The sequence below is a fragment of the Rhodobacteraceae bacterium D3-12 genome (assembly GCA_025916135.1).
GTDB lineage: Bacteria > Pseudomonadota > Alphaproteobacteria > Rhodobacterales > Rhodobacteraceae > JAKGBX01.
Genome location: CP104793.1, coordinates 4,128,179 through 4,140,197, shown reverse-complemented (window position 1 = coordinate 4,140,197; position 12,019 = coordinate 4,128,179). Strand labels below are relative to the sequence as shown.

Here is a 12,019-nt window from a genome sequence, read left to right as displayed (position 1 = left end):
ATGAAACACCTCATCATCGCGGCGGCAATCTGCGTCGCGACACCAGCCTTTGCTCAGGACAAGATGACTTTATTACTGGATTGGTTCATCAATCCCGATCACGGGCCGATCATCTTGGCCGAAGAGCTGGGTTATTTCGCCGATCAGGGTCTCGAGGTCGAGATTATCCCCCCCGCTGATCCGTCCGCCCCGCCGAAATTGGTGGCGGCGGGCCGAGGCGACATTGCTGTCAGCTATCAGCCCAGCCTGCATTTGCACGTGGCCGAGGGTTTGCCGCTGATCCGTGTGGGTACGTTGGTGGCGACGCCACTGAACTGTCTGCTGGTTCTCAAAGACGGCCCCATTCAAGAGATCAGCCAGCTTAAGGGCGGCACAATTGGGTTCTCTGTTGCGGGCGTCGAAGAGGCCGTTCTGAGTGCTATGCTGAACCGCCACGGTATCAGGCTGGAGGATGTCCAGATGGTGAATGTGAACTTCTCGCTCAGCCCGGCATTGATGTCAGGTCAGGTTGATGCGGTCATCGGCGCTTACCGCAATTTCGAGCTGAACCAAATGGAGATCGAAGGCGTTGAGGGCCGCTGTTTTTACGTCGAGGAAGAGGGCGTGCCGACCTATGACGAGCTGATCTATGTGGCGAACCCCGACCGCATGGATGTGGGTCAGGTCCGTCGTTTCCTTCGTGCCACAGAGCTTGCGACGCAGTACATTGTCAACAACCCTGACGCCTCATGGGAGCTGTTCAAAGGCTACGCGCCCGAGCTGGACAACGAATTAAACGCCAAGGCTTGGGTCGACACGCTGCCCCGTTTTGCCCTGCGCCCTGAAGCGCTGGATCAAGGGCGATACGCAAGGTTCGAGGCGTTTCTGGCCAAGAGCGGTCTGGTTGAGGGCACGCGCCCTGTCTCGGCGCTTGCGGTCGATCTGGGGGCGGAATGAGCTTCGGGACCACCTTCGCGGCGTGGCGGGATAGCACGCCCGCTTGGCTCGCCTATACCCGTCATGCGTTTGTGCAGGGCTTGGGCGACGGCACGCTGCCGCACGCCGCCTTCCTGCATTATCTGAAACAGGATTACGTCTTTTTGATCCATTTTTCGCGCGCTTGGGCTTTGGCGATCACCAAGGCCGATACGGTCGAAGAAATGCGGCTTGCTGCGGGGACGGTGAACGGGTTGATCAACGACGAAATCGCCCTGCATGTCAAAACCTGTGCTGCGGCAGGCATCGACGAGGCAACGCTGTTTGCAACGCAAGAACGCCAGGAAAATCTGGCCTACACCCGCTATGTGCTGGATGCGGGACATTCCGGCGATTTGCTGGACTTGCTGGCGGCCTTGGCCCCTTGTGTCATGGGCTACGGTGAAATCGGTGCGCATCTGGCCGCCGCAAAAACGTCGGACACCTACGGCGACTGGATCGACACCTATGCCAGCGACGACTACCAGCAGCTCTGTCGCGATGTGGGCGCGCTGATGGATGGGGCGGTTGCGCGGCGCATTGGCGACGGTGCAACGACTAGCCCGCGTTGGATCAGCCTTCAGGCACGGTTTGCGATGGCCACACAGTTGGAAGTCGGATTTTGGGACATGGGGCTGGATCCGTGAACCAGCCCCTGAGAATGACAGGTTCGGCGACGATTGACGGGACGCCGATCTTTTCCCAGTTGGACCTGACCCTGCTACCGCAAAGTTGGACCTGCCTTTTGGGGACGAGTGGTGTGGGTAAATCCACGGTGCTGCGCCTCTTTGCTGGTCTGGCCAAGGGCGTTACTTTTGACGGGGTTCTTAGCGATACCGGATGCGTCGCTATGATGGCGCAGCAAGATTTGCTGATGCCGTGGCTCAGCGTCTTGGAAAATGTCATGCTGGGGGCGCGCGTGCGGGGAGAGCGTCCGAACAAGGCCTTGCCCGAGACAGGCTGGCACAGGTGGGATTGGCGGATCACGCGGATAAGTCGCCTGCGGCCCTGTCGGGTGGTCAACGCCAACGCGTCGCTTTGGCGCGCACCTTGATGGAAGACCGCGCGGTTGTTCTGCTGGATGAACCGTTTTCGGCGCTTGACGCGCTGACCCGAGCCCAAATGCAGGAGTTAACCGCAGAACTGTTGGCCGGGCGCACGGTGCTGCTGGTTACCCATGACCCCAACGAGGCCGCGCGCTTGGGCCAGAAAATTCTGATCATGACGCCATCAGGATTTGTCGAGGTTGCCGCCCCTTTTACCCCCATCCCGCGTGACATCCACGCGCCAGATGTGCTGCGCACGCAGACAGATCTGTTTGATCAACTTCGGAGACCGATATGAGCGCCACACACCATCTGCAATCGCTTGTCGCAGAGGACTGGCACGCCGCGACGCATCATGCGTTCACCAATGCTTTGGCTGATGGGACGCTAAGCCGTGAAAAGATGGCGGGATACTTGCAACAGGACTACCAGTTTATCGAAGGGTTTGTGCGGCTTTTGGCATCCGCCGTGGCCCATGCGCCCACATTGGCCGATGCCGTGCCCGGCGCGCAATTTCTGGGTTTGATCTGTGGTCCTGAAAACACCTACTTCCTGCGATCTCTGCAAGCGCTTGAGGTTCCGTCAAACGCGCCCTCTGCACCTGAGACGATCGCGTTCCAACAGTTGATGGATCAAGCCCGCCACTCGGGGCGCTATGAGATAATGCTGTCGGTTCTCGTGGTTGCCGAATGGATGTATCTTGATTGGGCCTCTCCGTTTGAAGACCGCGCAGAGGGTCTGCCGTTTTGGCTGGGGGAGTGGATAACGCTCCATACCGGTGACGGATTTGCGCAGGTCGTCTCCTATTTGCGCGATCAACTGGATACCTCTTGGGACACGCTGGACGACGCCGCACGTACGCAGGTCACCGCGACCTTCTCAGAAGCCGTACGATTGGAGCGCGCGTTCTTTGACGCGTCCTGGGCTGGTTTTGCGGTCGCAAAATGACGGGTTGGCGAGCAGGCATCGCGGCGACCTGTCTGGTGTTGGTGCTATGGCAAACGGTGATCTGGACCACAGGTGTCGCCCGTTTCATCCTGCCGCCTCCTGCATTGGTCACGCAAACAATCTGGGAAAGCCGCGCACTTTTGGCGGAGCATGCGCTTGTCACGATGGCCGAAGTGCTCATCGGCCTCGTGCTGGGTGCCGCGCTTGGCTTCGTGTCGGCCATTGGGCTGGTCGCATCACCAACATTACGCGCGCTGGTGCGCCCCATCCTAGTTTTTAGCCAAGCCGTTCCAGTGTTTGCTTTGGCGCCGATCCTGACCCTTTGGCTTGGCTTTGGCCTATGGTCCAAGATCACAATGACCGTCATCATCATCTACTTTCCTGTTACGTCATCATTTTTTGACTCCCTGATGCGCACGAACCGTGACTGGATCGGTTTGGCCAAGGTGATGGGCGCAAGCCCCGCACGGATTATGTGGCACATTCGCATACCCGCGGCCTTGCCGGGCTTTGCATCGGGTCTGCGATTGGCCGCGGTTTACGCACCCATCGGGGCTATCATCGGCGAATGGGTCGGAGCCTCGAAGGGCTTGGGGTATTTGATGCTGTTGGCCAATGGACGCGCCAAAACCGACCTGATGTTTGCCGCCCTGATCGTGCTTGCGGTTCTGGCGATCCTGTTGCACGCAGCCGTGAACAAGCTGTGCGAAAAGACACTGGACCGTCCGGAGGTCTCGTAATCTGCCCTACTTTTGCCCGCGCTCTTCGGCTTCATGTCCGTCGTCACGCGCTCGCGCAAGAAATTGGCCAGTTTGAAGTCTCCATTGCCGTGGCACGCACCTGCGAGGCGGACGGATTTGCTCCCAACGTTCCTCGAGATGTGTCGAGCGCAGGTTTGATGATTCCGGTTCACAAATTGCTTTTCCGCACAGATGAGGCATCGTTGTTACATAGCGAAAGCTGTTGATTTGCGTACCCAAGTCGCCATCCTTTGTACAAGAAAACCGGTTTTCCGTGTCACTTACGCCCCTGCAACAACCGCCCCTGGATGCGCTCGGCCGTTTCCGTGAGCGTCTGGATCAACTGCTCCTGCTTGCCAGCGTCCTTCAAACGGACCGGCGCCAGAGATACATTCGCCGCCGCAATCACCCGCCCCCGGCGGCGCGGATCGGAACGGCAATCCCTGCGATCCCCTCTTCCAGTTCGCGGTAAACCATGGACCAGCCTTGCTCGCCATCGCGCCGGATCTTCTCATAAAGCCGTTTCGGCTCGGTGATCGTCCACGGCGTAAAAGGCTCTAGATAAGCGGTGTCGAGGTAATGGCGTAGTTCACGATCAGGCAACTGTGCCAGCTGGATCCGTCCCATCGAATTGGCATGCGCCGGCACGCGGCTCCCTACATTGAGAGAGTTCCGTAGAATGCGCTGTGTCTGAACCCGTAGCACATAGACGATGTCATGCCCGTCCAGCACCGAAATCGAAGAACTTTCTCCAACCTTCGAGGCAAGCGCCTGAATATCCGCCTCGGCAAACCGCCAGATTTCCGAGGACGCCAAATATGCAAACCCCAGATCCAGTATCTTCGGTGTCAGAGAAAAGTACTTCCCGTCGGTCGCGGCATATCCCAGCGTAACCAGCGTATGAAGAAGCCGGCGCGCCGTCGAACGCGTTACCCCCGTGCGCTCGGCTACATCAGAAAGCGTCAGGATTCGCGACCCTTCGTCAAAGGTCGTAATGACCTTCAGACCGCGCGCAAACGTCTGGGCATATGTATTTGATGGTTCAACCTCTGTCATGGGCCCGCCTGTTCTCTATTCAAACAAATGATCCGTTTTCCCAACTTGTCCCGTTTCGACGGATTGACGGACGGTAGAACCTCACCGCACCCTCCTAGCGAACTGTTTGAATACATCGATATGTGTTCGAATATCAAACATTTTCAACGCGAGGAGATGCGCATGAACGTCATGGGCGAAGATTTCGAAACGGATTTCTGGAAAGAGGTGAACGACAGATCGACATGGGACATGATCGTTCCGGGCGAGTTGCGCGAAACCCGTCCCGTCACGCTGACCAAGCAGATTATTCAGGACTTCGCCCGCAAGGTGGGCGAAGACAATCCGCTCTACTTCGACGAGGAATACGCCCGCGCCACCCCCTACAAAGGCATCGTTGCGCCCCCCTCCATCCATATCCTGCTGATGTTCGCTTGCACGACATCCAAGGACTGGATGCGCTCGCCCGGGACCATCAACGCCGGGCAGAACTGGTATTATCATATCCCTATCCGTCCCGGCGACACGATTGAAATGCGCGGCTCGGCGTTGGACAAATTCATCAAGAAAGACAGGTTGTTCGCAGTTCACGAAAACCTCTTCACCAACCAGAATGGTCAGGTCGTCTGCTCTGGCCGTGGCCAAACCATTCGCCCGGTATAAGGAGGCACACAGCATGACCGTTATGGAAAACTTCGAGAAAATCGAACTGGGCGAGGTCGTTGAGGGCCGCTCTTTCACAGTCACAACCGACACGATCCAGGACTTCGGCGACGCCTCGCTGGACTATAACCCGCTGCATTTCGATCCCGACTGGATGGAGAAAAACGACTTCGGCGGCACGTCCTTCGGCAGCGTGATCATGCATGGCATGCAGAACTTTGCTCTGATCACCCGCACGCTGACCGATTGGTTGATCCCGCGCGGCGGATACCACCGGCGGCTCGAAACGCGTTGGATCAAACCGGTCAAACTGGGCGATACAATCACGCCCGAAGCCACCGTTAGCCGAAAAAACCCGACCGACGGCGGCCAGTGGGTCCAGTTCGACGTTGTCGTTCGCAACCAGAACGGAGAGCCGGTCGCAACCGGTCATGCGCTCGCAGAATTTCGAGAGACCATCCCTGGATGAGGAGCAGGCAGGCGCATGCCTGCCTGTCAGGGATAGACACAAACAAAATTGGGAGGAAATACAATGATCAAGACACTTGCAAAACGCGGCGCTATGGCGCTGGCTATCGCGACACTTCCGGCCATGGCCATGGCCGAAGACGTGCCGAAATTCTTCAAGATCGTCTCCACCTCACCTGGCGGGCTGTGGCACACATTCGGCACCCAGTTGTCCGACAAGCTCGGCAAGGCCTTTCCCGGAATGGCCGTCAGCCATGTGCCCGGTGGCTCCAACGTGAATCACAAGCTGGTCAGCTCGGGCGACGCTCAAATGGGCTTCAGCTTCTCACCCACCTCCATTCAGGCCTGGAACGGCGAGGGCAGCTTCGACCAGAAATGGCAGGACGCGCGTGTCGTGGGCACCTTCTATCCGGCCTATCTGCACGCCGTGGCCCGTGACGGGTCGGGCATCGAAAAAATGCAGGACCTTCAAGGCAAGGTCGTCAGCCCCGGCAAGCGCGCGTGGTCAACCGCCGCAATCGCAATGCAGATCTTGAACGAATTCGGCATCACCGAAGAGAGTCTGTCGGCAAACGGCGGCCAGATGCAGTTTCTCGGCTTTGGCGATGTGACCAACATGATGGCCGACCGCCGCCTTGATGCGTTCATGTATTACGCCTCTGCGCCCAGCCCGCTTCTGCTAAAGCTCAACGAACAGCCGGGGATCAAGATTGTCCCCTATACTCAGGAAGAGGTCGACCGCATCCTGCCCAAGCTTACTCCGGCTGGCGCCTATGTCGAAATGACCTATCCCGCCGACCCCTACAAGGGCAGCGCCGGGAACTTCCCAGTGCCGACAATGTGGTCTATCTTCGTTGTGAACAAGGACGTGCCCGATGCCGTCGTCTATGAGTTGACCAAGATCCTCTACGAAGACGCCGATCTCAAGAAATTCATGGGTGCGGATCCGTCCCTCTCGCTGAAGCACGCGACGGTCGGGCTTAAAGGCGGGGCAATCCCCTTCCATCCGGGCGCTCAAAAGTATCTGGAGGAGAAAGGCGCATATTAATGCGCCCTTCGCCAACCCGCGAGCGGATAGAGGGCCAATAAAGTGGTAGAAAGACAAGAAACCGGATCGGCAACCGACGCCTACCTGTCTCGCCAGGCCCTGCCCGTGCCAACCTGGTTGGTCGCCTTAATCATCGCGGTCTCTTTGGGGACCGCGATGTATCACGTGCTCGGCGGCTTGTTCGGCACCGCAGAAGCGTTTCGCCACCGCACGGTGCATATCACCCTGTTCCTCGTGCTCGCCTTCCTGTTCTATCCGTTGGGCCGGCGCGCATGGCACGATAAACTCCGCTGGACCTCCGTCATCGACCTAACGCTGATCACTTGTGCCGTGGGCGTGCTCCTCTACCGGATGCAAGACGTCGATGCCCTCGCCTCGCGCTCCAGCTTTCCCAACCGCGGCGACGTGGTGAGCGGCACGATCCTCGTTCTCCTCGTGCTCGAAGCGGTCCGCCGCACGGTTGGCATCGCGCTGGTCATCCTGCCGGCGCTCTTCATGTTCCACGCCCTCTACTCGGATCATTTCCCCTCGATATTCCTTGCCGCGCCAACGCGGTTTTCCTCGCTGATCGGCTACCTGACCGTCGACCTTGACGGCATGCTCGGGGTGCCCATCGCCGTATCATCCTCTTTCATCGTCATCTTCATGCTTTATGGCGCGGTGCTGGTCAGGTCCGGCGCGGGCACCTTCTTTACCGACATTGCCTTTGCCGCGACTGGGTGGATGTCCGGCGGCGCGGCCAAGGCGGCGGCGCTGGCCTCTGGCCTCTATGGGACGCTATCGGGCAGCACCACAGCAAATGTCGTAACAACCGGTTCCTTCACCATCCCGCTGATGAAAAGCTCGGGCTTCACCCCCCGATTTGCCGCCTCGGTCGAGGCGATGGCCTCAAACGGCGGCCAGATCGTACCGCCGGTGATGGGCGCGGCGGCCTTTATCATCCCGATGTATATCCCCGGGGTCAGCTATCGCGATGTGGTCTTGGCGGCGGCGATCCCGGCGCTGCTCTATTTCATCTCGATCCTCGCCATGATCCATTTTCAGGCCGGCAAGGCCGGGTTGACCGGCGTCCCGCGCAAGGACCTGCCCAGCGCATGGATCACCCTGCGCGAAGGCTGGCCCATCCTCATCGCCTTTGGCGCGATCATCGGCTTTCTGCTGTTCGGCTTTACTCCGATGATCGCCGGGGCGACGGCGCTGGTGCTGACCGTGATCGTGACGCTCTTTCGCGCGCAAACACGCCTCACACCCGGCGATCTCTGCGCCGCGCTCGAAACCGGTATCCGGGCAACTATTCCGATCGTGATGGCTTGTGCCGCGGCCGGTATCATCATCGGGTCGATGGACCTTTCCGGCCTTGCGGGGCGGGTCTCGGGCGCCGTGACGCTGTTGGCAGATGGCAATCTCGCGCTGGCGCTGGTGATCACGGCTATCGTCTGCGTAATCCTCGGCATGGGGATGACAACCACCATCGTCTATATCACGCTCGCCGCTCTGGTCGCCCCTTCGATCACCGAAATGGGCGCGCCGGTGATGGCTGCCAACCTGTTCATCTTCTACTTCGGCTGCCTGTCCGGCGTTACCCCGCCCGTCGCGCTGACCACCTATGCCGCCGCCGGCATCGCCGGCTCGAACCCCTGGTCAACCGGGATCGAGGCCGTGAAGGTCGGCATCGCATCCTTCCTGATCCCCTTTATGTTCATCTACACCCCCGGCCTCCTGCTCGAGGGAGCATGGTATCTCATCCTCATCGACAGCGTCACCGCCGCCATCGGCATCATCTGCCTCGCCGCGGCGGTACAGGGCTTCTACCGGCGTCTCCTGCACCCTTGGGAGCGGCTCCTCCTAGGCGCGGTTGCGCTGCTGTTCATCGTGCCGACATGGCAAACAATGTTGCTGGCAGCCGTCGTTCTCTCGGGGCTGTGGGTCCGGCTGCGCCATACAGACAGGGAGCAAACGATTGCCTAATTTTCTTCTCCAATGGCTCACTTTCCTGCCGGTTCTGGCTCTCGCTGTGGTGCCGGCATGGCTTGGTATCCACTTCCGGGACTTCCTGTACTACCTCGGGTGTATCGTCTTCTTCGCCGTTGTCGCCCTCGTCTGGCTACATCAGGCGCGCAAACAACCGGACCAAAACGATGACTGATTTGCAGAGTGCGTTCTCCGGGCTGAAGGTTCTGGATTTCACCGCTGGGGTCGCTGGACCGCATGCTACCCAGATCATGGCGCTCCACGGCGCCGAGGTGCTCAAGATCGAACCATTACAAGGGGAATGGGGCCGCACGCTCGGCCGAGCTTACGAAGAACACACAGCCCATTCGATCGCCTTCAACCGGGGCAAGAAAAGCATGGCCGTCGATCTGAAAAACCCCGAGGTTCTCAAGGCCGTGAAAACCCTCGTGCGCTCCGCTGATGTTGTCGCCGAGAGCTTTCGCCCCGGCGTGATGGCGCGGCTCGGGCTGTCCTATGAGGCGCTATCGGCTCTGAATCCCGGCCTAATCTACCTTTCGATCTCCGGCTTTGGTCAGCAAGGCCCCTATGTAGACCGCCCCGTCACCGACGCTGTGATTCAGGCGTTTTCAGGCTGGATGACGATGAATGCCAATGACCAGGGCACGCCGCAAAGATCGCGCATGGTCGCCATGGACGTGATGACCGGCCTCTATGGCGCCAATGCCGTCGCCATGGCGATGATCGCCAAGCTGCGCTTTGGCCGCGGGGCTTGGATCGACTGCAATCTCATGCAGGCGGCCGCCGCATTTCAAACCCCGAAAATCATCGAATACCACCTGCAAAATGGCGAGATCGGCAACCTCTATGCCCCGGTCGGCGCCTATCCGACCCGCGATGGTCAAATTAACATCACCGCCATGCGCGACGATCACTTCGCTGCTCTTTGTCAGGTACTGGGCCGCGCCGAGCTGATCGACGATGCGCGCTTTCTGACAGGCCGCGAGCGGCTCGAAAACGAGACCGCGCTCAACGAAATTCTCTATGCTGAATTCGCCAAACGCGACTCTGCCGATTGGTCCGAGAGGCTAACGCAAGCCGATGTGATGAACGCCGTCGTCAACAGCTATGCTGACTACCTCGCGGACCCGCATGCCAACGCGGTGGAGTCCTTCCTGTGGCTCGATCACCCCGTTGTTGGTCGCGTGCCCGCCCCGCATATGCCGGGCGCATCGGACAACCTCGGCCCCAGCCCTGCCGTAGGTGCCCACACAGAGGCAACTCTGCGCTCCGCAGGCCTATCAGAGTCGGAGGTTGCAATTCTGCTCAAGCAAAGAGCAATCAATTGCGGAACATAAAAATCCCCGATGACTCCGACGTCAGACCATGCCCAACTTTAGACTCACGACGTATAGCAGAATCGAGCCCGTTGCCGCGACTGATGCTCCTCAAACATTGGGCTGTTTAGAAAACTCGATTTTGATCCACGATCATGGTTGTATCACACCGTGTCACTGGCTTCGGCCCGAGTTTTCGCTACTGACGCACCGCCCGCTCAACCGGAGCTTTTGGAGGCCTGGGAAACGGCTTTTCGAGCTGAGATACACTACAACCAGCATTCCGAGACGATCTGCTGTGGCAACCGCAGCTCGGCGCGCAGGCTCGCTCCGAGCGATGGGCGCCTCTAGCGATCAGCCGCGCGAGTTAACACTAATTCGCTTTGTACGCGTCTCAGTTTTTGTTTGATCACTTCACGGAAGCGACTGAGGGGAAGGTTGTAGCCAAATTAGATGCAGTGCTTGGAAAAGCGGGGCACAGGTGGGGCGCGGATGGCACTCAACATTCGCGCGGCAATCCATATCAAGAACGCAATGCCGTGAAAAACATCAGCGCCTCGCTGGAAAACGAAACGCCCAACAGCGACTTAGACGCTCAGGCGTGATCGCCTCGTGCGGCGCTTCGTGCGAGCGCTGCGATGAGGTCGGTCCGAGTAACGATGCCGACGATCTTTTCGTGCTCTAGAATGGGAACCGCATCTGTTTCTCCGTCCGCCATCATAGGGAGCAAGGCGCCAATCGCCGTATCGCTGTTGGCGCGGGGGCCAGTGACGTTCATGATGTCGCGAGCTTTCATAGGTTTATCACGGTTTGAGTCTAGAAGACGCCGGAGCGCAGCCCGATATCCCCGGTCCAGTCGTAGAGCATCGGAGCGTGCCTTGCTGATGAGGTTCATCTGAAAAATGATACCCAAGAACGTATTGTCCGGCCCGACGACAGGAAGGGAAGCGAACCGGTGTTGTCTGAACAGGTCTGCGATCTCGCCCAAAGGGGTGTCTGGGCGGACCATGACCAGGTCGTGGGACATAATATCCTGAGCTGTGAGGGGGCTTGAAGAGTGCGCGGCGACTTGTAGCTCTGCCGCGCCGATCAGTCGGGCCAGATCCTCGACGCCAAGGTTGAACGACTGGCTATATCGTTCGAGGATACCGGTGAGTTCGTCTTCTGATAGTCCGAGCCGTTCTGCGGGATTGCGGTCTTCTGTTCCGTGTGTGCTTGGATCATCGAACTGCCGGAATGGGTAACGCCGTCCGGTGAGCCGCGCATATAGTGTTGCGAGCACCACCAGGACAGTGGTTCCCAAGGCGATGGGCGTAAGCGCGAACCAAAAGCCCAACTCTGCAATCGCATCCGGGGACATGGCGGCTGTCATGGCGACGGCACCGGCCGGGGGATGGAGTGCGCGGCACAGGATGGTGGCGGTGATTGCGAGGCCAACTGCGAGCGCAACCCGCAGGGTCGGATCGGTTACGGCAAGGCAGACCGCCACAGCCACAATCGCCGCGACAGTGTTGCCACCAATCGCCGACCATGGCTGGGCCAGAGGAGAGTTTGGCACGGCAAATAGGAGCACCGATGAAGCGCCGAAGGGCGCAACGAGGTATAGGCCGAGTTGCGGGTCGATATGGGGCGACAAAAGCAACAGACCGATGAGCAGCAGACTGATAAATGCCCCTAGCCCTGCCCGCATGGCTTCGATGACTGAAACGCGGGCTACGACCGGGCCGAGTGATCTTAGAATATGCAATTTCGCGGCTCCATCTGTCACGGCTGGTATGAGCACAGACAGATTGTTAGGTCGAGCCTCTTTTGGTTTGGATCAGATAACTG

Annotated in this window: 12 protein-coding genes and 1 pseudogene; 11 read left to right on the top strand and 2 right to left on the bottom strand. The window is 59.1% G+C overall.

The window, feature by feature from the left end; all coding sequences use genetic code 11:
* The 5 genes and pseudogenes from N4R57_20300 (at window position 1) to N4R57_20280 (ending at window position 3,688) form a co-directional block, all read left to right on the top strand.
* Complete coding sequence (locus N4R57_20300; GenBank protein ID UYV37262.1) at window positions 1-936, top strand: ABC transporter substrate-binding protein; 936 nt, start codon at window positions 1-3, stop codon at window positions 934-936.
* Window positions 933-1,601 carry a thiaminase II gene (gene tenA / locus N4R57_20295; GenBank protein UYV37261.1) on the top strand — a complete coding sequence of 223 codons (669 nt, stop codon included), beginning with the start codon at window positions 933-935 and terminating at the stop codon, window positions 1,599-1,601. The genes N4R57_20300 and tenA overlap by 4 nt, the downstream gene beginning before the upstream one ends.
* Before the next feature lie 14 nt (window positions 1,602-1,615).
* Window positions 1,616-2,298: pseudogene (locus N4R57_20290) on the top strand (ABC transporter ATP-binding protein).
* A complete protein-coding gene (locus tag N4R57_20285) occupies window positions 2,295-2,948 on the top strand; it encodes a TenA family protein (GenBank protein ID UYV37260.1) in 654 nt (217 codons plus the stop codon). The pseudogene N4R57_20290 and the gene N4R57_20285 overlap by 4 nt, the downstream one beginning before the upstream one ends.
* Entirely contained in the window at window positions 2,945-3,688 is a 744-nt protein-coding gene (locus tag N4R57_20280; GenBank protein ID UYV37259.1) for an ABC transporter permease, read from the top strand. The genes N4R57_20285 and N4R57_20280 overlap by 4 nt, the downstream gene beginning before the upstream one ends.
* A gap of 405 nt (window positions 3,689-4,093) precedes the next feature.
* Here the strand turns inward: N4R57_20280 and N4R57_20275 are convergent, their stop codons facing one another.
* Complete coding sequence (locus N4R57_20275; protein ID UYV37258.1) at window positions 4,094-4,744, bottom strand: helix-turn-helix domain-containing protein; 651 nt, start codon at window positions 4,742-4,744, stop codon at window positions 4,094-4,096.
* Window positions 4,745-4,906: 162 nt separating this feature from the next.
* Between N4R57_20275 and N4R57_20270 the strand changes: the two genes are divergently transcribed.
* From N4R57_20270 to N4R57_20245, 6 genes are all read left to right on the top strand, one after another.
* Window positions 4,907-5,386: a MaoC family dehydratase gene (locus N4R57_20270; GenBank protein UYV37257.1), complete on the top strand. Its 480-nt coding sequence runs from the start codon at window positions 4,907-4,909 to the stop codon at window positions 5,384-5,386.
* A 13-nt stretch (window positions 5,387-5,399) separates the two neighbouring features.
* Window positions 5,400-5,855, top strand: coding sequence for a MaoC family dehydratase (locus N4R57_20265; protein ID UYV37256.1), 456 nt, complete (start codon window positions 5,400-5,402; stop codon window positions 5,853-5,855).
* A gap of 63 nt (window positions 5,856-5,918) precedes the next feature.
* A complete protein-coding gene (locus N4R57_20260; protein UYV37255.1) occupies window positions 5,919-6,902 on the top strand; it encodes a TAXI family TRAP transporter solute-binding subunit in 984 nt (327 codons plus the stop codon).
* 42 nt (window positions 6,903-6,944) lie between these two features.
* A complete protein-coding gene (locus N4R57_20255; GenBank protein ID UYV37254.1) occupies window positions 6,945-8,870 on the top strand; it encodes a TRAP transporter fused permease subunit in 1,926 nt (641 codons plus the stop codon).
* Window positions 8,863-9,048 carry a hypothetical protein gene (locus tag N4R57_20250; GenBank protein ID UYV37253.1) on the top strand — a complete coding sequence of 62 codons (186 nt, stop codon included), beginning with the start codon at window positions 8,863-8,865 and terminating at the stop codon, window positions 9,046-9,048. Before N4R57_20255 ends, N4R57_20250 begins: the two co-directional genes overlap by 8 nt.
* Window positions 9,041-10,210, top strand: a complete 1,170-nt coding sequence (locus N4R57_20245) for a CoA transferase (protein UYV37252.1) — start codon at window positions 9,041-9,043, stop codon at window positions 10,208-10,210. The genes N4R57_20250 and N4R57_20245 overlap by 8 nt, the downstream gene beginning before the upstream one ends.
* A gap of 574 nt (window positions 10,211-10,784) precedes the next feature.
* On the opposite strand, the gene N4R57_20240 is transcribed toward N4R57_20245, so the two are convergent.
* Window positions 10,785-11,879 carry an HPP family protein gene (locus N4R57_20240; GenBank protein UYV39633.1) on the bottom strand — a complete coding sequence of 365 codons (1,095 nt, stop codon included), beginning with the start codon at window positions 11,877-11,879 and terminating at the stop codon, window positions 10,785-10,787.
* Window positions 11,880-12,019 lie beyond the last annotated feature (140 nt).